Source organism: Citrobacter sp. L55 (assembly GCF_002850715.1).
Classification (GTDB): Bacteria; Pseudomonadota; Gammaproteobacteria; order Enterobacterales; family Enterobacteriaceae; genus Citrobacter; species Citrobacter braakii.
The window spans coordinates 104,921-126,955 of record NZ_KZ559403.1 but is presented as its reverse complement, the minus strand read 5'-3'; the positions used below and the strand labels follow the sequence as shown (position 1 = coordinate 126,955).

The 22,035-nt window shown below is 50.6% G+C and carries 24 protein-coding genes; 11 read left to right on the top strand and 13 right to left on the bottom strand.

Features of this window, described 5'->3' with window-relative positions; all coding sequences use genetic code 11:
• Positions 1-2 precede the first annotated feature (2 nt).
• A complete protein-coding gene (locus B9P82_RS12405; protein ID WP_101700403.1) occupies positions 3-560 on the bottom strand; it encodes a DcrB family lipoprotein in 558 nt (185 codons plus the stop codon).
• A 72-nt stretch (positions 561-632) separates the two neighbouring features.
• Entirely contained in the window at positions 633-1,298 is a 666-nt protein-coding gene (locus B9P82_RS12400) for a 7-cyano-7-deazaguanine/7-aminomethyl-7-deazaguanine transporter (protein WP_016154846.1), read from the bottom strand.
• 168 nt (positions 1,299-1,466) lie between these two features.
• Between B9P82_RS12400 and tusA the strand changes: the two genes are divergently transcribed.
• The gene (gene tusA, locus B9P82_RS12395) at positions 1,467-1,712 is read left to right on the top strand and encodes a sulfurtransferase TusA (protein WP_003827551.1); all 246 of its coding nucleotides are present in this window, start codon (positions 1,467-1,469) and stop codon (positions 1,710-1,712) included.
• Positions 1,713-1,758: 46 nt separating this feature from the next.
• Here the strand turns inward: tusA and zntA are convergent, their stop codons facing one another.
• Together zntA and B9P82_RS12385 are read right to left on the bottom strand one after the other, a co-directional pair.
• Positions 1,759-3,957, bottom strand: a complete 2,199-nt coding sequence (zntA, locus tag B9P82_RS12390) for a Zn(II)/Cd(II)/Pb(II) translocating P-type ATPase ZntA (RefSeq protein ID WP_047358183.1) — start codon at positions 3,955-3,957, stop codon at positions 1,759-1,761.
• A gap of 74 nt (positions 3,958-4,031) precedes the next feature.
• The gene (locus tag B9P82_RS12385) at positions 4,032-4,658 is read right to left on the bottom strand and encodes a lysoplasmalogenase (RefSeq protein ID WP_016154844.1); all 627 of its coding nucleotides are present in this window, start codon (positions 4,656-4,658) and stop codon (positions 4,032-4,034) included.
• Positions 4,659-4,799: 141 nt separating this feature from the next.
• Between B9P82_RS12385 and B9P82_RS12380 the strand changes: the two genes are divergently transcribed.
• A complete protein-coding gene (locus tag B9P82_RS12380; RefSeq protein ID WP_101700402.1) occupies positions 4,800-5,174 on the top strand; it encodes a DUF2500 domain-containing protein in 375 nt (124 codons plus the stop codon).
• Positions 5,175-5,258: 84 nt separating this feature from the next.
• On the opposite strand, the gene B9P82_RS12375 is transcribed toward B9P82_RS12380, so the two are convergent.
• Together B9P82_RS12375 and rsmD are read right to left on the bottom strand one after the other, a co-directional pair.
• Entirely contained in the window at positions 5,259-5,534 is a 276-nt protein-coding gene (locus B9P82_RS12375; RefSeq protein WP_016154842.1) for a DUF1145 family protein, read from the bottom strand.
• Positions 5,524-6,120 (bottom strand): 16S rRNA (guanine(966)-N(2))-methyltransferase, encoded by a 597-nt coding sequence (gene rsmD / locus B9P82_RS12370; RefSeq protein ID WP_016154841.1) that lies wholly within the window; start codon positions 6,118-6,120, stop codon positions 5,524-5,526. Before rsmD ends, B9P82_RS12375 begins: the two co-directional genes overlap by 11 nt.
• Positions 6,121-6,396: 276 nt before the next feature.
• Between rsmD and ftsY the strand changes: the two genes are divergently transcribed.
• The 4 genes from ftsY (at position 6,397) to rpoH (ending at position 10,755) form a co-directional block, all read left to right on the top strand.
• Positions 6,397-7,923, top strand: coding sequence for a signal recognition particle-docking protein FtsY (gene ftsY, locus B9P82_RS12365; RefSeq protein WP_101700401.1), 1,527 nt, complete (start codon positions 6,397-6,399; stop codon positions 7,921-7,923).
• 2 nt (positions 7,924-7,925) lie between these two features.
• The gene (ftsE, locus tag B9P82_RS12360) at positions 7,926-8,594 is read left to right on the top strand and encodes a cell division ATP-binding protein FtsE (RefSeq protein ID WP_003023420.1); all 669 of its coding nucleotides are present in this window, start codon (positions 7,926-7,928) and stop codon (positions 8,592-8,594) included.
• Positions 8,587-9,645 carry a permease-like cell division protein FtsX gene (ftsX, locus tag B9P82_RS12355; RefSeq protein ID WP_016154839.1) on the top strand — a complete coding sequence of 353 codons (1,059 nt, stop codon included), beginning with the start codon at positions 8,587-8,589 and terminating at the stop codon, positions 9,643-9,645. The genes ftsE and ftsX overlap by 8 nt, the downstream gene beginning before the upstream one ends.
• A 255-nt stretch (positions 9,646-9,900) precedes the next feature.
• Positions 9,901-10,755, top strand: coding sequence for an RNA polymerase sigma factor RpoH (gene rpoH / locus B9P82_RS12350; RefSeq protein WP_005121585.1), 855 nt, complete (start codon positions 9,901-9,903; stop codon positions 10,753-10,755).
• A 231-nt stretch (positions 10,756-10,986) separates the two neighbouring features.
• Here the strand turns inward: rpoH and dapA are convergent, their stop codons facing one another.
• The 6 genes from dapA to B9P82_RS12320 are packed head-to-tail and all read right to left on the bottom strand — an operon-like array spanning position 10,987 to position 15,301.
• Complete coding sequence (dapA, locus tag B9P82_RS12345) at positions 10,987-11,877, bottom strand: 4-hydroxy-tetrahydrodipicolinate synthase (protein ID WP_101700400.1); 891 nt, start codon at positions 11,875-11,877, stop codon at positions 10,987-10,989.
• Positions 11,877-12,797, bottom strand: coding sequence for a phosphoglycerate dehydrogenase (locus B9P82_RS12340; protein WP_101700399.1), 921 nt, complete (start codon positions 12,795-12,797; stop codon positions 11,877-11,879). The genes dapA and B9P82_RS12340 overlap by 1 nt, the downstream gene beginning before the upstream one ends.
• A 1-nt stretch (position 12,798) precedes the next feature.
• Positions 12,799-13,653, bottom strand: coding sequence for a PTS system mannose/fructose/sorbose family transporter subunit IID (locus tag B9P82_RS12335; RefSeq protein WP_101700398.1), 855 nt, complete (start codon positions 13,651-13,653; stop codon positions 12,799-12,801).
• The gene (locus B9P82_RS12330; protein WP_101700397.1) at positions 13,646-14,392 is read right to left on the bottom strand and encodes a PTS mannose/fructose/sorbose/N-acetylgalactosamine transporter subunit IIC; all 747 of its coding nucleotides are present in this window, start codon (positions 14,390-14,392) and stop codon (positions 13,646-13,648) included. Before B9P82_RS12330 ends, B9P82_RS12335 begins: the two co-directional genes overlap by 8 nt.
• Before the next feature lie 15 nt (positions 14,393-14,407).
• Positions 14,408-14,893 (bottom strand): PTS sugar transporter subunit IIB, encoded by a 486-nt coding sequence (locus B9P82_RS12325; RefSeq protein ID WP_049283116.1) that lies wholly within the window; start codon positions 14,891-14,893, stop codon positions 14,408-14,410.
• Positions 14,894-14,899: 6 nt separating this feature from the next.
• Complete coding sequence (locus tag B9P82_RS12320; RefSeq protein WP_101700396.1) at positions 14,900-15,301, bottom strand: PTS sugar transporter subunit IIA; 402 nt, start codon at positions 15,299-15,301, stop codon at positions 14,900-14,902.
• A gap of 529 nt (positions 15,302-15,830) precedes the next feature.
• On the opposite strand from B9P82_RS12320, the gene livJ reads away from it, so the two are divergent.
• On the top strand, positions 15,831-16,934 hold the full coding sequence (livJ, locus tag B9P82_RS12315; protein WP_101700395.1) for a branched chain amino acid ABC transporter substrate-binding protein LivJ: 1,104 nt from the start codon (positions 15,831-15,833) through the stop codon (positions 16,932-16,934).
• A 157-nt stretch (positions 16,935-17,091) separates the two neighbouring features.
• Here livJ and panM read toward each other — a convergent pair whose 3' ends face one another.
• Positions 17,092-17,475, bottom strand: coding sequence for an aspartate 1-decarboxylase autocleavage activator PanM (panM, locus tag B9P82_RS12310; protein WP_016154837.1), 384 nt, complete (start codon positions 17,473-17,475; stop codon positions 17,092-17,094).
• A 424-nt stretch (positions 17,476-17,899) separates the two neighbouring features.
• Between panM and livK the strand changes: the two genes are divergently transcribed.
• The 4 genes from livK (at position 17,900) to livG (ending at position 22,035) form a co-directional block, all read left to right on the top strand.
• On the top strand, positions 17,900-19,009 hold the full coding sequence (gene livK / locus B9P82_RS12300) for a high-affinity branched-chain amino acid ABC transporter substrate-binding protein LivK (RefSeq protein ID WP_101700394.1): 1,110 nt from the start codon (positions 17,900-17,902) through the stop codon (positions 19,007-19,009).
• A 61-nt stretch (positions 19,010-19,070) separates the two neighbouring features.
• Positions 19,071-19,997, top strand: coding sequence for a high-affinity branched-chain amino acid ABC transporter permease LivH (livH, locus tag B9P82_RS12295; protein WP_003023435.1), 927 nt, complete (start codon positions 19,071-19,073; stop codon positions 19,995-19,997).
• Positions 19,994-21,271, top strand: coding sequence for a branched chain amino acid ABC transporter permease LivM (gene livM / locus B9P82_RS12290; protein WP_101700393.1), 1,278 nt, complete (start codon positions 19,994-19,996; stop codon positions 21,269-21,271). The genes livH and livM overlap by 4 nt, the downstream gene beginning before the upstream one ends.
• Positions 21,268-22,035 carry a high-affinity branched-chain amino acid ABC transporter ATP-binding protein LivG gene (gene livG, locus B9P82_RS12285; RefSeq protein ID WP_101700392.1) on the top strand — a complete coding sequence of 256 codons (768 nt, stop codon included), beginning with the start codon at positions 21,268-21,270 and terminating at the stop codon, positions 22,033-22,035. Before livM ends, livG begins: the two co-directional genes overlap by 4 nt.

Here is a 22,035-nt window from a genome sequence, read left to right as displayed (position 1 = left end):
CGTTACTGGATAACCAGCGTGTTAATGATGTTTTCTGCGGTAGTCTGCGCTTTTTGCTGATCGTCAGCAGGCAGCGTGATTTGCAGAGTCAGCAGTTGGTTATCGACTTTACCCAACACCACGGAAGAGTAAGCGGTCTGGCCTTTGGCCGAGATGATGCTGTCTAACTGCTGCAGCGTGTGGCCTTTCAGCTCAATAGATTTATTGGTGACGACCTGCAACTGCGGGTCGCGGCTACGCTGCTGATCTTCCAGGCGTTTTGCCAGCACAGCCAGGTCTTCGTTGGTATTGTCGCCAACAATCACAATCACCGCTTTCTGGCCGGTTGCGTCAGAATAAACGTGCATATTGTTCGCCTGGGTGCCCAGTTTGCCGCTCTGATCGGTCATATCCGCTGGCAGGGAAAAACTGAGTTTACCGTCCAGCAAGCTGACCGGGTGTCCGGTGGCGCTACTTTCTGCGGCAGCACCCTCTGCTGGCGCTTTTGTATCGCTATTATCACAGGCCGCAAGCCCCATAACCAGCAGGCCAATACCGACATATTTAACCAGATTGCGCATTGACTTCTTCCTTTCGATAAACGGCCATAACGGCTCATTCGTCCATCTTATCACAACTCGGAAAATGAACCTTTAACTCGTCTGCAATGCAGCGATTTCGGATTTATCTGCCAGCCTTTTCAGTAACATATTCAGCAGCACGCCGTACATCGGCAGGAAGAAAATAATGCTGATCAGCACTTTGAAGCAGTAGTCAACCAGCGCGATTTCCATCCAGTGCTCGGCCATAAAGGCATCTGGGCTGCGCCAGAAAGCGATAAAGAAGAAGGCTAACGTATCGCTGATGTTGCCAAACAGCGTGGAAGCCGTTGGCGCCAGCCACCAGCGACGGTTCTGACGCAGGCGGTTAAAGACATGCACATCCAGAATTTGACCCAGCGCGTAAGCCATAAAGCTGGCGGCGGCGATACGGGCGACAAACAGATTAAAGTGCAGCAGTGCGCCGAATCCCTGCCACGATCCCATATAGAACAGTGATGAAACGACATAGGAGATCAGCAGCGCGGGGATCATTACCGCAAAGATGATACGTCGTGCCAACGGAGCGCCAAAAATACGCACGGTCAGATCGGTCGCGAGGAAAATAAACGGAAAGCTGAAAGCGCCCCATGTGGTATGGAAACCAAAAATGGAGATCGGTAGCTGCACCAGATAGTTGCTGGAGGTGATCACCAGCAGATGAAATAGCGATAGCCAAAACAACGCTTTTACGCGTTGAGATTGTGTAAACGGAGTCATATTGTGACCTTTTTGTTGGATGGGGTGAGGGAACCCAATAAAAAACCGTCGCATGATACTGCTTTAAGAGCACATTGCAATGGTTGTTTTTCACGCAATCGTTAACCTGATTGGCTTACGCCACAACAGAGCGTAAAATAACGCCGTTTTTGAATGAACGAGACTACGATGAGCGATCTGTTTACCTCTCCCGACCATACTCTTGATGCCCAGGGGCTGCGCTGCCCGGAACCCGTAATGATGGTGCGTAAAACCGTGCGCGGCATGCAAGCGGGTGAAACGCTGCTGATTGTCGCCGACGATCCGGCGACAACCCGTGACATTCCTGGCTTCTGTACCTTTATGGAGCATGAGCTGGTGGCAAAAGAGACCGACTCTCTGCCGTACCGCTATCTGGTGCGCAAAGGCCAGTAATCTTAGCCGGATGGCGCTAATGCAACAGCCGTCCGGCACAGACTCATTATCCTTTACGTAGTAACCGCAGCGCGTTAGCGGTCACCAGTACCGTCGCCCCCGTATCTGCCAGCACCGCCAGCCACAGTCCGGTTATTCCGAGCAGCGTGGTGACGAGAAAAATCCCCTTCAGGCCTAGCGCAATCGCAATGTTCTGGCGAATATTGGCGTGGGTGGCGCGGGCTAACTGAATCATTTGCACCAGACCACGCAGGCGGTTGTGGGTCAGGGCGGCATCGGCGGTTTCCAGCGCGACATCGGTCCCGCTTCCCATCGCAATGCCAATGGTGGCTGCTTTCATTGCCGGAGCGTCGTTGATGCCGTCGCCGACCATCGCCAGCGGCGACTGTTGGTTAAGATGGGTAACGGCCTGTACCTTATCTTCCGGTAATAGACCCGCTTTGAATTCGAGACCCAATTCACTGGCAATAGCTGCCGCCGCTCGCGGGTTATCGCCCGTCAGAATCACCCCTTTCACGCCAATCTGATTAAGCTCGCTGATGGCGCTACGGGCGTCGTCGCGCAGCGTGTCCTGTAGAGCCAGCACGCCGAGAACGGCATCGTTACGCAGCACCAGCACCACCGTTTGACCCGCGCTTTCCAGCTCGCTTATCTGCCCGGCAAAAGCATCGGCAGGCTGCTTACCGGCGGCGCAAATCAGCACGCGTTCGCCGTTGACCAGTGCTTCAATGCCCGAGCCAACCAGCGCCCGCTGATCTTTTGCGACAGGGATAGTCAGTTCGCGCGTTTGGGCTTCCCGAACAATCGCCTGCGCCAGCGGGTGCGTCGCGCCTTGCTCTACTGCTGCCGCCAGCGCCAGCAGTTCTGCCTCGCCAATACCGCTTGCCGGGTGAATCGCCGTGACGCGCGGTTTACCGATGGTCAGGGTGCCGGTTTTATCAAACGCGACCTGCGTTACCCTACCCAACTGCTCCAGCGCGGCCCCGCCTTTGATTAACGCGCCACGACGCGCCGCGGCGGCAAGGCCAGAGGTAATGGCTGCGGGTGTGGAAATCACCAGCGCACATGGGCAGCCAATCAGCAGCAGCGTCAGCCCTTTATAAATCCACTCCTGCCAGGATGCGGCAAACAGCAGCGGTGGTACAAGGGTGACCAACAACGCAACCGCCATAATGGCTGGGGTGTAAATCCGGCTGAAACGGTCAATAAAGCGCTCAATGGGGGCGCGGCGTTCTTCCGCTTCTTCAATCAATTTCAGAATACGGTCAATGGCGCTGGCACCCGGTTCGGAGAGTACTTCCAGCGTTACCAGACGGTCCACGCTGGTGGCACCCGCCGGGACTTTCTCACCGGTGGCGCGCTCAACCGGTATCGATTCGCCGGTCAGGGCGCTTTCATCAAAGCTGGCAAATCCGGAGACCAGCTTGCCATCGGCAGGTAAACGCCCACCCGCGGCAACCTCGATAACATCGCCTGGCTGGAGAGTATTGATAGCAACCTCTTCGCGCTCGCCGTTACGCAGGCGCGTGGCGGTTTCCGGCTTGAGCGCCATCAGTGCGCTGACCCCTTTACGGGCGCGGCTGGCGGCCCATCCTTCCAGGCGTTCGCCAATTAAAAACAGCAGCAGCACCATGGCGGCTTCTGCCGTCGCGCCGATAAACAGTGCGCCAATGGCGGCCACGCTCATCAACGTTTCAATGGCAAAGTAGCTGCCGGTTTTCATCAGACGCAGGGCCTGACGGGCAATGGGATACAGACCTACCAGCGTGGTGGCGATAAATGCTATCTGGCCAAAGGGGTGATTGAACTGCTCCAGCCCCCAGCTAATCGCCATCATGATAATCAGCGAAATCAGCGGCAGGTTCTCTTTAAACCGCGACTCGGGGGCGGCGTCTGGCGCTTGCTCATCGCGCAGGGTATAGCCTGCCTTTTGCACTGCGCTTTCAACTTGCAGGCGGATATCGGAACCCGCGTCGACTACCAGTTTTTCGGTGGCGAACAGAACCTGGACCTGGTTGACGCCGTTGACCTGGCGGACCGCATTCTCCACTTTTCGGGCGCAGGCTGCACAGTCCATGCCTGCCACTTTCCAGGAGTAGCGGGTACCCATTACGGTACCGGATACGGGTGGTGGGGTGGAGCAACTTCCTTCGCAGCAGCAGTCGTCAGCCTTTTGTGGCGCAGGCGCTAGCTTGAAAGAAGAAAATTGTGGGGCTTTTTTGCCACTGGAATCGGGTGTCGACATGGCATCCTCCGGTTGATAATCATTTCATATTAACCGGAGGATACACTCTGGAGTCGACTCCAGAGTCAAGCGTTTTAAAGATACAACGAACGAACAATCAGGAAATGTCCGGCGAAGTAGCAGGCGGCAGCAATTGCGTTATCGGCGCGGAAGCGGCGACGGTAATGGCTACCCAGCCAGACAATGTTGCCGATGAACAGGAGTGATGCGCCCATAAAGGCCGACAGCGCCGGAGCGGTCGGGCGGAAGAACCACAGCTCACCAGCCATCCAGACCATCATCAGCGTGATACCAATAAAGGTACAGATAGCGATGCGTAGCTCTTCCAGACGTGTCCAGATCACGGCAATCAGCAACGCCCCCAGCACCACCAGCACCAACGGCAAAGGCCAGAAGAACGACAGCGTCATTTGGCTGGCGAAGTAAATGGTATACAGCAGATGCGACAGGAAGAATGCCCCCACGGCATACAAAAGGCGTTGGCGCGGTAACAGCGTCAGCGCATCGCCCAGCAGCGAGGCAAGCAGGCCAGCCAGCACCAGATAGCTGACAGCATTAAACATTGGCGCCTGCCAGGCCAGCAGCGCCAGCAGGAGTAACGTTAGGGGTTTAAAGACCCAGCGTTGCCAGGCGGGCCCACGATAGGAAGCATCCACGAACAACCATGCGGAAAGGCAGACAGCGATAAACGACCAAAGCATCTTAGTTCCTTGAATTCGTTATTTTTTCGTAAGCGGGGTGCTCACGGCTCTACTGTTCAGTGTAGAGGTCGACACTGCCAGATGACAACACCATAACAGGCAATGTATGCTTATTTCCGCATTTTCTGATGGGTTAATAATATGAGCAAACCACCACTTTTTTTCATTTTTATCATTGTCTTAATCGTTGTTGCTGCGTCGTTTCGCTTCGTTCAGCAGCGGCGTGAAAAAGCCGATAATGATACTGCGCCGTTAGTGCAAAAGCAGGTGGTGGTGAGTAACAAACGGGAAAAACCGCTTAACGATCGGCGATCCCGCCAGCAGGAAGTGAGCCCGGCGGGGACCAGCATCCGCTATGAAGTCAGTTTTAAGCCACAAAGTGGCGGCTTCGAGCAGACGTTTCGTCTGGATACCCAGCAGTACCATGCGTTAACGGTCGGGGATAAGGGAACGCTGAGTTACAAAGGTTCGCGTTTTGTTGATTTTACAGTGAACGCTAAGGTTTCATCTGACTGATGCCGGATGGCAGCTTACGCTTTGTCCGGCCTGGAGATTTTGTCGCCCCGGCCTGCTAAGCGCCGCCGGGCGAAAAGATCACAGTTACTTTTTCAACTGATCTTTAATCTTCTTCTGCCAAACCAGTAACTCAAAGACGCCGAACAGAAAAATACGGATTTTCTCTCCGCGGGTCATCTGCGGGCCATCTTTAGGCATGGTGCTTTTTAACAGCGCCAGTTGCATGCCATGCATCAGCACCATAAATATCAGTGCGACGTTAACGAAGATGTTAAGCGGGCGTGGAAAGGGTTGGAAAATATTGAGTAGTAAAAATGCCCAGACGCACAACATCAGCAGGCGTCCCAGGTTAATCAGCATCGTGTTCTCCTCGTGCTTCACGTTGGTAAAGGCGATAGGCGACCTGTCCGGCGACTTTTTCGCGGTACAGCGACCAGTTCACCGGAACCGGCGGCAAACCGTTTTCTACTTCGCTTTCAACGTAAATATACGCTTCATTTGCCAGCCAGCCATGAGTTTCCAGAAGAGTTAATGTTTCTTCCAGTAATCCTTTGCGAAACGGCGGGTCAACAAACACCACGTTATGCGGCGTACCCGTCTGGGCCAAAAATGTCAGGGTATTGGTGTTGACGACCCGGGCATGGGGGGCTTTCAGCGTGGCGAGATTGTTTTGTAGCTGCTGTGATACCGCGCGATCCATTTCCAGAAGCGTCGCATTTGCCGCATAGCGAGAGAGGGCTTCCAGCCCCAGCGCGCCGCTGCCGGCGAAGCAGTCCAGGCAGTGAGCATCGACCATTACCGGGGCCAGCCAGTTAAATAAGGTTTCGCGTACGCGGTCGGTGGTTGGGCGCAGACCGGGACTATTCGGAACCGGGAGTTTACGGCCACGCCATTGACCGCCAATAATGCGGATCTGGCCGCTACCAGAGTGATTCGGTTTTTTCATTTCAATTATTGCTCAATCCGCTGCTGACGTGTCATTCCAGGCGGTGATGTGAGTTAAGTTAACCCGTCGCCTTTCAAGTTACCTCTTCGTTGGCTGCACTTACTCACCCGAATCACTTACTAAAAGTAAGCTCATCGGGATTCGTGCGCTTGCCGCCTTGACGTAACTCGAAATTCATTGGGTATAAGTGATAGACTATTTCATCATTTTTTTAGCTGCTATGTACATAGCGTTGACGCTGTGCCATGAAGCAACAGCGGGGGAGTGTAGTCGCAAATGGCGAAAGAGAAAAAACGTGGCTTTTTTTCCTGGCTGGGCTTTGGTCAAAAAGAGCAGACACCGGAAAACGAGACAGAATTAAAAAACGAAGAACAACAACCGGTTGCTGAAGAAACTACCGTCGTTGACGAACAGCCGCGCGCCGAGGAAACCCGTAGCGAGGCGGAAACGGAAGCTTTTGCAGCTGAAGTTGTTGAAGTGACTGAACAGGTTGCGGAAATCGAAAAACTGCAGCCGGAAGCAGAACCTGTTGCCGAACAATCGCAGCCGGAGATTGAGCGGGTTGCTGAACCCGCTGCTGAACCCGTAGTGGAAACGCCAGCGGCGACGGTTATCGAACGCGAAGAATTGCCGCTGCCGGAAGAGGTGAAAACCGAAGAGGTTTCTGCCGAAGAGTGGCAGGCCGAAGCGGAAACCGTGGAAATCGTTGAGGCGGTTGAAGAGGAAGCCGAAAACGAACCGCACCTGACTGATGAAGAGTTGGAAGCGCAGGCGCTGGCTGCTGAGGCTGCTGAAGAAGCCGTGATGGTGGTGCCGGTAGAAGAACCTGCCGTAGAAGCACCGACAGAAGAAGAGGGAGTCCAGGAGCAGGAAAAACCAACGAAAGAAGGTTTCTTTGCGCGTCTGAAACGCAGCCTCCTGAAAACAAAAGAAAACCTTGGTTCCGGATTTATCAGTCTGTTCCGTGGTAAAAAGATCGACGATGATCTGTTTGAAGAGCTGGAAGAGCAACTGCTGATCGCCGACGTGGGCGTAGAAACGACCCGCAAGATTATTGCGAATCTGACGGAAGGTGCCAGCCGTAAGCAGCTCAAAGACGCGGAAGCGCTGTACGGCCTGCTGAAAGAAGAGATGGGCGAGATTCTGGCGAAGGTGGAAGAACCGCTGAATGTTGATGGCAAGACGCCGTTTGTTATCTTAATGGTTGGCGTCAACGGCGTGGGTAAAACCACCACTATCGGAAAGCTGGCGCGTCAGTTTGAGCAGCAGGGTAAATCGGTGATGCTGGCGGCGGGCGATACCTTCCGTGCGGCGGCGGTAGAGCAGCTGCAGGTCTGGGGTCAGCGTAACAACATCCCGGTGATTGCTCAGCATACCGGCGCGGATTCCGCGTCCGTCATCTTTGATGCTATCCAGGCGGCGAAGGCGCGTAATGTAGATGTGCTGATCGCTGATACCGCAGGGCGTTTGCAGAACAAATCGCACCTGATGGAAGAATTGAAAAAAATCGTTCGCGTCATGAAGAAGCTCGACGAAGATGCGCCGCATGAAGTTATGCTGACTATCGACGCCAGCACCGGGCAGAATGCGATAAGCCAGGCCAAACTGTTCCATGAAGCCGTGGGCTTAACCGGTATCACCCTGACTAAGCTGGACGGTACGGCGAAAGGCGGGGTCATCTTCTCGGTTGCCGATCAGTTTGGCATCCCTATCCGCTATATCGGTGTGGGCGAACGTATCGAGGATTTACGTCCGTTTAAGGCGGACGATTTTATAGAGGCACTTTTTGCCCGAGAGGATTAACAATGATTCGCTTTGAACATGTCAGCAAGGCCTATCTCGGTGGGAGACAAGCGCTGCAGGGAGTTACCTTCCATATGCAGCCTGGCGAGATGGCATTTCTGACCGGCCACTCTGGCGCGGGGAAAAGTACCCTGCTGAAGCTGATTTGTGGAATTGAACGGCCCAGCGCCGGGAAAATCTACTTCAGCGGGCATGACATCAGCCGTTTGAAAAACCGTGAAGTGCCGTTTCTGCGTCGTCAGATTGGCATGATTTTTCAGGATCACCACCTGTTGATGGACAGAACCGTGTTTGACAACGTGGCAATCCCGCTGATCATCGCGGGCGCCAGCGGGGACGATATTCGTCGTCGCGTGTCAGCGGCGCTGGATAAGGTCGGACTGTTGGACAAAGCGAAAAACTTCCCTATTCAGCTCTCCGGCGGTGAACAACAGCGCGTGGGCATCGCCCGTGCGGTAGTGAATAAACCTGCGGTATTGCTGGCGGATGAACCAACAGGGAACCTGGATGACGCGTTGTCGGAAGGGATCCTTCGCCTGTTTGAAGAGTTTAACCGCGTCGGGGTCACGGTATTAATGGCCACGCACGATATTGGCCTGATCTCCCGTCGCTCCTATCGCCAAATGGTTCTGAGCGATGGACATCTGCATGGAGGCCTGGCCCATGAATAGACGTGACGCTATTAATCAAATCAAACAGTTCGGTGGCCGACTGGATCGCTTCCGTAAATCGGGCGGCGCGCCGGGAGATGGCGGTCGTAACGCGCCAAAGCGGGCGAAAGCCGCGCCAAAGCCGAACTCGCGTAAAACCAATGTCTTTAACGAGCAGGTACGCTACGCGTTCCAGGGCGCGTTACAGGACCTGAAAAGCAAGCCTTTGGCGACGTTCCTGACGGTGATGGTTATTGCCATCTCCCTGACGCTGCCAAGCGTATGCTACATGGTTTATAAGAACGTCGACCATGCGGCAAGCCAGTATTATCCTTCTCCGCAGATCACCGTTTACCTGCAAAAAACGCTGGATGATGATGCAGCGGCGCGGGTGGTTGGTCAGTTGCAGGCCGAGCAGGGCGTGGAGAAAGTGAATTACCTTTCCCGCGATGACGCGCTGGGCGAATTCCGTAACTGGTCCGGCTTTGGCGGCGCGCTGGATATGCTGGAAGAGAACCCGCTACCGGCCGTGGCGGTAGTTATCCCGAAACTGGACTTCCAGGGCACGGAGTCGCTGAACACGCTGCGCGACCGTATCGCACAAATCAACGGTATTGATGAAGTGCGCATGGATGACAGCTGGTTTGCCCGTCTGGCGGCGCTGACTGGCCTTGTCGGACGCGTCTCCGCGATGATTGGCGTGCTGATGGTAGCGGCGGTCTTCCTCGTCATCGGTAACAGTGTGCGCCTGAGTATTTTTGCGCGTCGCGATACCATTAACGTGCAGAAACTGATTGGCGCGACGGATGGGTTTATCCTGCGTCCGTTCCTCTACGGCGGTGCGCTGCTCGGTTTTTCCGGCGCATTTCTTTCACTGATTTTGTCAGAAATTTTGGTGATGCGCCTGTCGTCAGCGGTTACTGAGGTGGCGCAGGTTTTTGGAACTAAGTTTGATATCAACGGCTTATCATTCGATGAATGCCTGTTATTGCTGCTGGTGTGCTCGATGATTGGCTGGGTGGCAGCCTGGCTTGCCACGGTTCAACATTTACGCCACTTTACCCCCGATTAAAAAATCTCTGGTATAATCTTTCCCTGCACTGAGTAGTTCGCTCTGCAGGGAAAGAGTCCCTGTTATCTCTTCCCAGCGTATTCATTGTGATGTCACATTTTGTGCGTAATCTATACACATTACGACATGGAACTTGTGGATAAAATCACTGTCTGATAAAAGATTGAATGATATTCTCGTTGCTCATAAGCTCTGGCATGGTTGTTGCTATTGGTTTTAGCCAACGCGTCAGATGAAAAGATTGAGAGGATTTGAATGACCAAAGAAATGCAAAATTTAGCTTTAGCCCCTGTTGGTAACCTGGAATCTTACATCCGGGCTGCGAACGCGTGGCCGATGTTGTCGGCTGACGAGGAGCGGCTACTTGCTGAAAAGCTGCATTACCAGGGCGATCTGGAAGCAGCTAAAACGCTGATCCTGTCTCACCTGCGCTTTGTTGTTCATGTTGCTCGTAATTATGCGGGCTATGGCCTGCCGCAGGCGGATCTGATTCAGGAAGGTAATATCGGCCTGATGAAAGCCGTGCGCCGTTTCAACCCGGAAGTGGGTGTGCGCCTGGTTTCTTTCGCCGTGCACTGGATCAAAGCTGAGATCCACGAATACGTTCTGCGTAACTGGCGTATCGTAAAAGTCGCGACCACCAAAGCGCAGCGTAAGCTGTTCTTTAACCTGCGTAAAACCAAGCAGCGTCTGGGCTGGTTCAATCAGGACGAAGTTGAAATGGTTGCTCGTGAGCTGGGTGTTTCCAGCAAAGACGTGCGCGAAATGGAATCCCGTATGGCGGCGCAGGACATGACGTTTGACATGTCTTCAGACGACGAGTCTGACAGCCAGCCGATGGCGCCGGTTCTGTACCTGCAGGATAAATCATCTAACTTTGCCGACGGCATTGAAGAAGATAACTGGGAAGATCAGGCCGCGAATAAACTGACCCACGCAATGGAGGGTCTGGACGAGCGTAGCCAGGACATCATTCGCGCCCGTTGGCTGGACGAAGACAACAAGTCGACGTTGCAGGAACTGGCCGATCGCTACGGCGTCTCTGCTGAACGTGTTCGTCAGCTTGAAAAGAACGCAATGAAAAAACTGCGTGCGGCGATCGAAGCGTAATCACGCTGTTTAACGCATTGCCCCTATAACCCCTGGATGCCCATTCGGGGGTTTTTTATGTCTTGAAACTTCAAACTGCTATCATGCTTTCCTCTGCCTGGTTTGCTTTTGCCTCTCTGGTGTTGTGGGGGGCCGAAGTGATTGATGCCCCTGCGCCTGACAAGGTGACATGTTTGCCCGGTTTCTGGGCAAACATGTCACCTTAATGCAGCCGAATACTGTCGGTATAACTTATTGTGGCAGGAGATTATAGGCTGCCAGCATCTCTTTGATATCCTGAGTGATGATTTCATTCGGCATATGTATTGGTCTTCTGGTAATGCCTGCGGTGATCCCCATTAAGTTAAGAGCCTCTTTCATTACTGCAGGTGCGGTCATTTTCTTAATGTTCATACGCAGCGCATCGATCTTATTACGCTCTTCCTGTGCTTGATCCAACTGCCCCGCGATAAAGTAGTTATACAAATCCACTTCAATCTTCGGTAAAACATTTGATGTGGCTGCGACGCTGGCAACTGAACCTTCTTTAAATGCATCAAGCATCAGCGAATCTGAACCGTTCAATACTTTAAAATTTTTGTGTTTTGAAATCTCAAGGTACTGTTTTTGTACTTCAAATTTGCCACTGCTATCTTTGATTGCCACGATATTATCGATATCAGCCAGGCGATTCGCTGTTTCGTATTCAATACTTAGGCCCGTTTGCCCTGGGAGATTGTATAGAATAATAGGTGCTGCTGTGCTGGCCGCAATATCATAGTAATGTTTATATAAATCTTCCTGATTAGGCACCAGATAGTAGGGGGTTACAACTGAAATGTAATCTGCGCCAGCATCAACGAGTCGTTGAGTCAGAGCAATAGTTTGCTGTGTGCTACAGCAACCGGCACCGGCGCAAATAGTTACGTCATCACCCACTTCATCAACAACTGCTTTGGTGAGTTCTACTTTTTCATCATCTGATAACAGATGAAATTCACCGTTGGTGCCACAAATAAATAATCCATGAACACCATTGTTGACTAACCAGCGAGCCATCTTTCTTGCTGCCGGGATATCCATTTTTTCCGTTTCATCAAATGGTGTCACCATCGCAGTAATAATTCCCTTAAGTTCTTTCATTATCTTTTCTCCAGTTCGTTGGTAACATTTTTAATCGAGATTTGAATTGTGTTAAGATCTGCTTCCTGAGTAAACGAAGCCGCATGTGGCGTGATCGAGTAATTTATGAGTTGTTTTGTTGCTTCTTTTCGTTCTTTAAGTTCAATATCTTCACTAGCAAAAGAAATTTTGTGAGTAATTAAAGCATTGTATAAACTATCTTCATCAATCAAACCGCCTCGTGCAGTATTTATCAATATTGCGGAAGGTTTCATTTTTTCGAATGCGTGCTGGTCAATCATGTGCCTGGTGCTATCTAATAAAGGCAAATGAAGCGAGATAACATCACTGAGCTGATACACCTCATCTAACTCTTTAAAGTTTATATACGGAAAAACCTGACTCTGATTGATATAAGGGTCGTATGCGATGATCTCCATACCCATAGCGTTAGCGATGTGGGCTACATGTTTGCCAATAGCACCAAGGCCAATCAGCCCTAATGTCTTTTTATGTAACTCAGTACCCACCAATCTTACATCATTACTGCATTTAGCCTGTTGTTCGATTTCAACATACTTTCTGGCACTGGATAGCATCATTAGAATAGCCATTTCTGCTACCGATACAGAATTGGCGTTGAGTGCTTTATGCACCACAATATTTCTGCTGTTCGCATACTCAACGTTAATATTATCTAAACCAACACCATATTTTGAGATTACTTTTAGTTTTTTCGCACAATCTATAACGTCTTGATCTAAAGGGTCGTTGCCTGTAATAATAGCATCGGCATCTTTAATTTTTACCATCAACTCTTCTTTACTAAAACGTCCGCCGCTCGTATTACATTCGACGATATAACCTGCTGCCTGTAATTCATCCAGATATTTTTGCCCCTTACTAAGAAAGGGCCTGGGCGTTATAAGTATTTTTTTCATATTACAATAAACCGAAGAATGAAAAAATAAGGCTTAAAGAGAGGATTGCTACCAGTATTCGTAGGAAATGCGGTCCACACTTCTGGATGTATATATAAATACCGAGAACCGCAACCAGGGGGAGTAAGTTAGGCACAATTTTGTCTAACATGTCCTGCAGGACAATAGTATTCCCCCCACCAGTAGTAATATGTAGCGGTGTCTTAATCTTTACATAAGTGGCAGAAAGCGCCCCCATCATCAACAGGCCGAACATACCTGCGCCTTCAATAATTTTATGGATACTGCCAGAGTGGAGTATCTCTAAAATTGACTCTTTCCCCTTTTTATAACCAATATTAAGTGCAAATCGGCTAGCGAAGAACATATAAACAACTTGATAGATCAATGGCAGTAATGCGGCTAATACGTACCCTTGCAATACAAAAGGAATACATACCCCAATAACAATAGGTCGCAATGTGCCAAAATCTAACGTATCCCCGATACCTGAGACTGGACCCATTAGCCCCGTTTTTAAACTGGTCACTAATTGGGTTGTGGCTGTTCGCTGTTCTTCAGGTTCCTGGGATGCTTTTTCTTCTAGTGCGATAGTGATGCCGTTTACCACTGAGCCCCAGTTAGCTTGTGTGTTAAACATCGTCAAATGGCGCTGTAACGCTTTTGAAAGATCCCTCTCATTTGGGTATAGCTTAGCTAAAATCCCTGTCATTGAATTACAAAAGGCTAGAGCCTGTAACCGTTCAAAATTTAATGATGTTTCTGAGAAAGCATGCCATTTTAACCAGACAATCTGCACATCTCTATTCGTAATTGGTGAGCTTTCGGCTTCCTTTAAGTCGATATTATTAGCCATTTTGTGTTCCTTTCGCAGTTTTTGATTGCATGTATAAGAGAACAGCACATAAACCAAAAATGGATATCCCTATGGTGTTTAGCCCTGAATATGTGACCAAGAAGAAACCAATGATGAATAACGGGATGTATTGTTTTTTACCGATCACAATGATAGTGATAGCAAAACCTAATGCTGGAAGAATATTACCAGCGATAGCTAAGCCGTTGGTGGTCCAGGAGGGTAACAGTTTGACAAATGAGGCAATAGCATCTGGGCCATACAAACAGGCAACGAAAACAGGAACGAAGCGCATAGGGAAGGCCAACAGAATAGGATAGATAGTTGCTACCCGCTGAATCCCTTTGATATCTGCTTTTTCGGCATAGCGATCGGCCATATGAACAAATGTGGTATTAACCGTTTTACGAACGTTTTCGAGAACAACCCCTAATAAACCTATTGGGATTGCCAACGAAATAGCTATTTCAGGTTTTATCCCCGCAGTAAGAGCAATAGGTATAGCGATGCAGGAGGCCAATCCCTCATCTGCTGGCGGGTTCCCACCAGGAGCAATACTACCTATATAGATCATCTGTAATGTCGCACCGACTGATAATGCAGTCGGCATATCATCAAAGATAATTCCCATAATGGGGGCAATAGATAACGGCATGCGCATGATTGAAAAGCCATACCATACCTTCGCTTGTGATATCCAATAAACTAAACCAATCAATATTGCTGTAGAAACGCCCATAAGTTCCTCTCCTTTTTAAGGTAACTTATTCTTTATTTTTTGCAGACTGGCTGGTTCTTCTTCTGGGATAGTCTGGAAATAAACTTTAATATTCCTGTCTTCTATTACTTGTAGTTTTTCTGCATCTTCTTTATTTATTGATATCTGATTAAAGACGATTTTTCTGCCAGGGATGTTTTCTATGCCGCCTACTTGCAACTCTTCAAGTTCTAATCCGCCCTGAATAGTCTTTAATGCTGAATCAATAGATTTGAAAAGGATTAAAAGTTTGCCAGTATAGAAATTTTTCTCATTCCAGCGGGTTGTCGTTTCCTCAATGGATGTCATGATTACTTCGATGCCGCTGGGGGCCGCCATTTTATAAACTTCGGCTAAAAAAGGATCATTATATAATTCGTCATCAATAACTATTATTTTATCGGCGTTGCTCCTTTTCAGCCATTTGGTGATAACCTGTCCATGAATTAGGCGATAATCAATGCGGGCATGTACTATACTCATATTCTATTATCCTTTATTAAATTGATAACTTTGAACCATATCTTTACCGGCATCATGAATACATTGAACATATTCTTCGATGGTGATTTCTTTATCGGAGTCTTGTAACATATTAGCTTCAAGCAGCATGGCAAGGTTTACGCCGCTAATACAATGAATAGGGTATTCTCTGGAGAGAACCGTCGCTACATTTGATGGTGTTCCACCATATATATCGGTAAGGATAACGGTTTTAATATTGGGTCTGAGTATTTTCCTTGTTTGCTCCATTAACGTTTCTGGTGACATCCCGATGATCAGAGAAATAGCCGTTGTATTTTCCGTTTTGCCAACAATCATTTCACTACTGTTTAATAACTCTTTACCTGCGTCACCATGTGTTAATATGATGATATCATAGAGATTCAATGGTTATCTTCCTTATATATATAATCCATATGTTTGATTTATATTTTGTATGTAACAGACTCCATTCTTGAGAGTGGTTTCTGCTCTTTGAATATATATTGTTTCATGGATTTTTAAACGTTACCAAGATCACATATTGAATGTATTGACTAATATGGCTATTTCTAGCGGATGCATATAACGCATAACAAAATAATATAATATTTGGTTTTTATAATTAATATTGTCATTTATATATATTCAACAATGCATCTTAATTAAGATTATATTTTATATCGATAATATAAGGTCATATTACGGAGATGAAATTGATATTTATAGTTTTGTCACCTATATGTTATGTCATCGCAAAAATTCACGTTTCAAATCCATAAAAATGGGGTATGTTTTAGCAGAGTATGCTGAAAATGCACGGTCAGCATGCCTAAATATCAATGTCTTATACTTGGTGTGACGCCAATATCAGAATAATGTGCTAAATAACAACATCACAACAAATGCAACAACCATAACAATGAGGAACCTCAGGATGAAAATGAAGGGTAAAGCGTTACTGGCAGGATGTATTGCACTCGCATTCAGCAACATGGCATTAGCAGAAGATATAAAAATTGCTGTTGTGGGGGCGATGTCTGGCCCGGTAGCGCAGTATGGCGATCAGGAATTTACCGGCGCAGAGCAGGCAATTGCGGATATCAACGCCAAGGGCGGCGTGAAAGGTGACAAACTGGTCATGGTGAAATATGACGATGCCTGTGACCCGAAACAAGCGGTAGCGGTTGCGAACAAAGTGGTCAACGACGGGATTAAATACGTAATCGGTCACCTTTGCTCTTCTTCCACTCAGCCTGCGTCAGACATCTATGAAGACGAAGGTATTCTGATGATCACTCCAGCGGCAACGGCGCCGGAGCTGACCGCGCGCGGCTATAGCCTGGTAATGCGTACCACTGGTCTGGATTCCGATCAGGGCCCAACGGCCGCCAAATATATCGTTGAAAAAGTGAAGCCGCAGCGCATCGCGATTATTCATGATAAGCAGCAGTACGGTGAAGGCCTGGCCCGCGCGGTGCAGGATGGCCTGAAAAAGGGTAACGCCAACGTGGTGTTCTTTGACGGGATCACCGCCGGGGAAAAAGATTTTTCTACGCTGGTAGCGCGTTTGAAGAAAGAGAATATCGATTTCGTTTACTACGGCGGTTACCACCCGGAAATGGGGCAAATCCTGCGCCAGGCACGCGCCGCGGGTCTGAAAACCCAGTTTATGGGGCCAGAAGGTGTAGCGAACGTGTCGCTGTCTAACATCGCCGGTGAATCTGCAGAAGGCTTACTGGTAACGAAACCGAAGAACTACGACCAGGTTCCGGCGAACAAACCCATCGTAGATGCTATCAAAGCCAAGAAACAGGATCCGAGCGGCGCATTCGTATGGACCACCTACGCCGCGCTGCAATCTTTGCAGGCCGGTCTGAACCAGTCTGATGATCCGGCTGAAATTGCCAAGTATCTGAAAGCAAACTCAGTGGAAACCGTGATGGGGCCGCTGTCATGGGATGCGAAGGGCGACCTGAAAGGCTTCGAATTCGGCGTGTTTGACTGGCATGCAAACGGGACGGCGACAGACGCCAAGTGATTTTCCCGGCGCCTTTCGTGCCGCAGGTGTGTTGGCTGCGTTATTCAACCCCGGTCACTTACTTATGTAAGCTCCGGGGATTTTATAACTTGCCGCCTGCCTGCAACACAAAATTCTTGGGAAAATACTCGTAATACAATTGGTTGGGGGCGGTTTTCTACCGTTTCTCCCAGCCATTCTCCTGGGCCGTAAATCCTAACACCTGCATAAATGCGGCCATCACGCTGCGGTCTTCAACGCCGACGTCGGCCATCCACCACGAACTCACGTCAGGGTTTTCCCGGATCACTTCTTCGATCAAATACTGCCCGACGCCGCGACGGCGGGTGATATCGCGCACGCGCAATGAATCCAGTGCGCCTTGTGTGCCGCTCAGGGTTACCCGCACGGCGCCTAACAGACGCTCGTTAAAGCGTGCGGCGTAGATCCGGTGCGTTTCATCTACGCTTAATGATGAGGCGGAATATTCCGGCCAGATTTTGCCCAGATCAATCAGGTCCTGGTCGCTAAAGTTATCTAAACGAACGATGGTCAGCTTCATTAACAGCATGTCCAAATCACAAAAGATGGAATCAGTGTACCGAAATAATTCGCCCGGATGCTTTCTCTTTTTAATGCGATTAACCAGGTTAATAGTTTTGTAACAACGACAATGACAGATTGAAACAGTAGAGATTGAAAAACAGGCAGGATAATACCCTGGAATGCAGCATTTTATTCCGCTCTTTATGCCGTTATTTTATGCTGACAAATGCACTTTTTTTTGTTTATCTATAGTGAAAAGCAGAATATTATCTTTTCTTAATCGACTGAAAAATAGAGATTTTAGCCGTAATTTGCTTAAAAAACTGCGCTAAACCATTAACGAGACTGGTAAAAATAGTACAGTTCAAAAAAAGCACAGTCTGCTTTTTAACCACATAAATACAAAATATATACATCATCACGAATGGGGATTCAGGAAAATGAAACGGAATGCGAAAACAATCATCGCAGGGGTGATAGCACTGGCAATGTCACACGCGGTCATGGCGGAGGATATCAAGGTCGCTGTTGTCGGGGCGATGTCAGGTCCGGTCGCGCAGTGGGGTGATATGGAATTTAATGGCGCACGTCAGGCCATTAAAGATATCAATGCCAAAGGCGGGGTCAAAGGCGACAAACTCGTTGCCGTCGAATATGACGACGCCTGCGATCCGAAACAGGCCGTTGCGGTAGCGAACAAAATCGTCAATGACGGCATTCAGTACGTTATTGGTCATCTGTGCTCATCTTCCACGCAGCCCGCATCAGATATCTATGAAGACGAAGGCATTCTGATGATTTCCCCGGGCGCGACCAACCCGGAACTGACCCAGCGCGGTTACGCACACATTATGCGTACAGCGGGCCTGGACTCCTCTCAGGGGCCGACCGCCGCGAAATACATTCTGGAGAAGGTGAAGCCGCAACGCATCGCCATCATTCACGATAAACAGCAATACGGTGAAGGCCTGGCGCGTTCAGTGCAGGAGAGCCTGAAAGCGGGCAAAGCCAATATCGTCTTCTTTGACGGGATCACTGCCGGGGAAAAAGATTTTTCTGCGCTGATCGCCCGCCTGAAAAAAGAAAATATCGATTTTGTTTATTACGGCGGCTACTACCCGGAAATGGGACAAATGCTGCGCCAGGCTCGCTCCGTCGGGCTGAATACCCAGTTTATGGGGCCTGAGGGCGTGGGCAATACGTCGCTGTCTAACATTGCCGGTGATGCCGCTGAAGGCATGCTGGTGACCATGCCAAAACGCTATGACCAGGATCCGGCGAATAAAGCTATCGTCGATGCGCTCAAAGCTGACAAGAAAGATCCAACCGGGCCGTACGTGTGGATCACTTATGCAGCCGTCCAGTCACTGGCGACAGCAATGGATCGCAGCGGTAGCAAAGAGCCGTTGGGCCTGGTGAAAGATCTGAAAGCACACGGGGCTGACACCGTGATTGGGCCGCTGAAATGGGACGAAAAAGGCGATTTGAAGGGATTTGAGTTTGGTGTCTTCCAGTGGCACGCGGACGGATCATCGACCGTCGCGAAGTAATAGCTGAAGACGAGTTATCCCACCGCCCGTACAAAGCGGGCGGGTTAAGAAAGGTTACCTTATGTCCGAGCAGTTCCTCTATTTCTTGCAGCAGATGTTTAACGGCGTCACGCTGGGAAGCACCTACGCGCTGATCGCTATCGGTTACACGATGGTGTACGGCATTATCGGCATGATCAACTTCGCCCACGGCGAGGTGTATATGATCGGCAGCTATGTCTCCTTTATGATCATCGCTGCGCTAATGATGATGGGTATTGATTCCAGCTGGTTACTGGTCGCGGCGGGCTTCGTCGGCGCGATTGTGATTGCCAGCGCCTACGGCTGGAGCATTGAACGCGTAGCGTATCGGCCCGTGCGCAGCTCTAAGCGCCTGATTGCGCTGATTTCTGCTATCGGGATGTCCATCTTCCTGCAAAACTACGTCAGCCTGACGGAAGGGTCACGCGATGTGGCGCTGCCCAGCCTGTTTAACGGCCAGTGGACTGTCGGCAGTAGCGAAAACTTCTCTGCTTCCATCACCACCATGCAGTTGGTTATCTGGATTGTAACCTTCCTGGCGATGCTGGCGCTGACGTTGTTTATCCGTTACTCCCGAATGGGGCGAGCCTGCCGTGCCTGCGCGGAAGACCTGAAAATGGCCAGCCTGCTCGGCATAAATACCGATCGCGTGATTGCGCTGACCTTTGTGATTGGCGCGGCCATGGCGGCGGTAGCGGGCGTACTGCTCGGCCAGTTCTACGGCGTAATTAACCCCTATATCGGCTTTATGGCCGGGATGAAAGCCTTTACCGCGGCGGTACTGGGCGGCATCGGCAGCATTCCTGGGGCGATGATCGGCGGCCTGATTCTGGGTGTCGCGGAAGCGCTCTCCTCTGCTTATCTGAGTACTGAATACAAAGACGTGGTTTCATTCGCGCTGCTGATTCTGGTGCTGCTGGTGATGCCGACCGGTATTCTGGGTCGCCCGGAGGTAGAGAAAGTATGAAACCGATGCATTTTGCAATGGCGCTGCTCTCTGCCGCTATGTTCTTCCTGCTGGCGGGCGTCTTTATGGGCGTCCAGTTGGAGCTTGACGGCACCAAACTGGTGGTGGATAGCGCCGCGGATATCCGCTGGCAGTGGGTGTTTATTGGCACTGGCGTGGTCTTTCTCTTCCAACTGTTGCGTCCAGCTTTCCAGAAGGGCATGAAGAGTGTCTCGGGACCGAAGTTTGTTCTGCCGGCGATTGATGGCTCTACCGTTAAACAGAAGCTGTTCCTGGTCGCATTGCTGGTGATTGCCGTGGCGTGGCCGTTTATGGTGTCGCGCGGTACGGTTGATATTGCCACGCTGACGATGATTTATATCATCCTCGGCCTCGGCTTAAACGTGGTGGTGGGGCTTTCCGGTCTGCTGGTGCTGGGCTACGGCGGCTTCTATGCTATCGGTGCTTACACCTTCGCGCTGCTGAACCACTATTACGGACTAGGCTTCTGGACTTGTCTGCCGTTGGCGGGTCTGGTTTCCGCTGCTGCGGGCTTTATGCTCGGCTTCCCGGTACTGCGCCTGCGCGGTGACTATCTGGCGATTGTGACTTTAGGCTTCGGCGAAATCGTCCGTATCCTGCTGCTCAACAACACTGAAGTGACCGGTGGTCCGAACGGTATCAGCCAGATCCCGAAACCGACCTTTTTCGGCCTGGAGTTCAGTCGTACTGCCCGTGAAGGCGGCTGGGACACCTTCAGCAACTTCTTTAACGTGAAGTACGATCCGTCTGACCGCGTTATTTTCCTCTATCTGGTGGCGCTGCTGCTGGTGGTCTTCTCGCTGTTTGTCATCAACCGTCTGCTGCGTATGCCGTTGGGTCGTGCGTGGGAAGCGCTGCGCGAAGATGAAATAGCCTGTCGCTCGTTGGGCTTAAACCCTACGCGCATCAAGCTGACCGCTTTTACCATCAGCGCCGCGTTTGCCGGTTTTGCCGGTACGTTGTTTGCCGCGCGTCAGGGTTTTGTCAGCCCGGAATCCTTCACCTTTGCCGAGTCGGCCTTTGTGCTGGCGATTGTGGTACTGGGCGGAATGGGCTCACAGTTTGCGGTGATCCTCGCGGCCATCCTGCTGGTGGTGTCACGCGAGCTGATGCGTGATTTCAATGAATACAGCATGTTAATGCTGGGTGGTTTAATGGTACTGATGATGATCTGGCGTCCGCAGGGCTTGTTGCCGATGACCCGTCCGCAGTTGAAGCTGAAAAACGGGGAAGCAAAAGGAGAGCAGGCATGAGTCAGCCATTATTATCCGTCAACGGCCTGATGATGCGCTTTGGTGGTCTGCTGGCGGTAAACAACGTTGAACTGGAGCTGAGACCACAGGAGATCGTCTCGTTAATCGGGCCGAACGGTGCGGGAAAAACCACGGTCTTTAACTGTCTGACCGGTTTTTATAAGCCGACGGGTGGGACGATTAAGCTGCGCGACCAGCATCTGGAAGGGCTGCCGGGTCAACAAATTGCGCAGATGGGCGTGGTGCGTACTTTCCAGCACGTGCGTCTGTTTCGCGAAATGACGGTGATTGAAAACCTGCTGGTGGCGCAACATCAGCAGCTGAAAACCGGCGTCTTCTCCGGCCTGTTGAAAACCCCGTCGTTCCGTCGCGCGCAGAGTGAAGCGTTGGATCGCGCCGCCACCTGGCTGGAGCGTATTGGTTTGCTGGAGCACGCCAACCGTCAGGCCAGTAACCTGGCCTACGGCGACCAGCGCCGTCTGGAGATTGCACGTTGCATGGTGACCCAGCCGGAAATCCTGATGCTCGACGAACCCGCCGCAGGCCTCAACCCGAAAGAGACCAAAGAGCTGGACGAGCTGATTGCTGAACTGCGTAACCATCACAACACCACTATTTTGTTGATTGAGCACGACATGAAGCTGGTGATGGGTATTTCCGACCGTATTTACGTGGTGAATCAGGGCACGCCGCTGGCGAACGGGACGCCGGAACAGATTCGTAACAACCCGGACGTGATCCGCGCCTATTTAGGTGAAGCATAA

Coding starts and splice junctions, on each gene's coding strand:
- B9P82_RS12405 (WP_101700403.1), bottom strand. CDS start 560: ATGCGCAATCTGGTTAAATATGTCGGTATTGGCCTGCTGGTTATGGGG.
- B9P82_RS12400 (WP_016154846.1), bottom strand. CDS start 1,298: ATGACTCCGTTTACACAATCTCAACGCGTAAAAGCGTTGTTTTGGCTA.
- tusA (WP_003827551.1), top strand. CDS start 1,467: ATGAGCGATCTGTTTACCTCTCCCGACCATACTCTTGATGCCCAGGGG.
- zntA (WP_047358183.1), bottom strand. CDS start 3,957: ATGTCGACACCCGATTCCAGTGGCAAAAAAGCCCCACAATTTTCTTCT.
- B9P82_RS12385 (WP_016154844.1), bottom strand. CDS start 4,658: ATGCTTTGGTCGTTTATCGCTGTCTGCCTTTCCGCATGGTTGTTCGTG.
- B9P82_RS12380 (WP_101700402.1), top strand. CDS start 4,800: ATGAGCAAACCACCACTTTTTTTCATTTTTATCATTGTCTTAATCGTT.
- B9P82_RS12375 (WP_016154842.1), bottom strand. CDS start 5,534: ATGCTGATTAACCTGGGACGCCTGCTGATGTTGTGCGTCTGGGCATTT.
- rsmD (WP_016154841.1), bottom strand. CDS start 6,120: ATGAAAAAACCGAATCACTCTGGTAGCGGCCAGATCCGCATTATTGGC.
- ftsY (WP_101700401.1), top strand. CDS start 6,397: ATGGCGAAAGAGAAAAAACGTGGCTTTTTTTCCTGGCTGGGCTTTGGT.
- ftsE (WP_003023420.1), top strand. CDS start 7,926: ATGATTCGCTTTGAACATGTCAGCAAGGCCTATCTCGGTGGGAGACAA.
- ftsX (WP_016154839.1), top strand. CDS start 8,587: ATGAATAGACGTGACGCTATTAATCAAATCAAACAGTTCGGTGGCCGA.
- rpoH (WP_005121585.1), top strand. CDS start 9,901: ATGACCAAAGAAATGCAAAATTTAGCTTTAGCCCCTGTTGGTAACCTG.
- dapA (WP_101700400.1), bottom strand. CDS start 11,877: ATGAAAGAACTTAAGGGAATTATTACTGCGATGGTGACACCATTTGAT.
- B9P82_RS12340 (WP_101700399.1), bottom strand. CDS start 12,797: ATGAAAAAAATACTTATAACGCCCAGGCCCTTTCTTAGTAAGGGGCAA.
- B9P82_RS12335 (WP_101700398.1), bottom strand. CDS start 13,653: ATGGCTAATAATATCGACTTAAAGGAAGCCGAAAGCTCACCAATTACG.
- B9P82_RS12330 (WP_101700397.1), bottom strand. CDS start 14,392: ATGGGCGTTTCTACAGCAATATTGATTGGTTTAGTTTATTGGATATCA.
- B9P82_RS12325 (WP_049283116.1), bottom strand. CDS start 14,893: ATGAGTATAGTACATGCCCGCATTGATTATCGCCTAATTCATGGACAG.
- livJ (WP_101700395.1), top strand. CDS start 15,831: ATGAAAATGAAGGGTAAAGCGTTACTGGCAGGATGTATTGCACTCGCA.
- panM (WP_016154837.1), bottom strand. CDS start 17,475: ATGAAGCTGACCATCGTTCGTTTAGATAACTTTAGCGACCAGGACCTG.
- livK (WP_101700394.1), top strand. CDS start 17,900: ATGAAACGGAATGCGAAAACAATCATCGCAGGGGTGATAGCACTGGCA.
- livH (WP_003023435.1), top strand. CDS start 19,071: ATGTCCGAGCAGTTCCTCTATTTCTTGCAGCAGATGTTTAACGGCGTC.
- livM (WP_101700393.1), top strand. CDS start 19,994: ATGAAACCGATGCATTTTGCAATGGCGCTGCTCTCTGCCGCTATGTTC.
- livG (WP_101700392.1), top strand. CDS start 21,268: ATGAGTCAGCCATTATTATCCGTCAACGGCCTGATGATGCGCTTTGGT.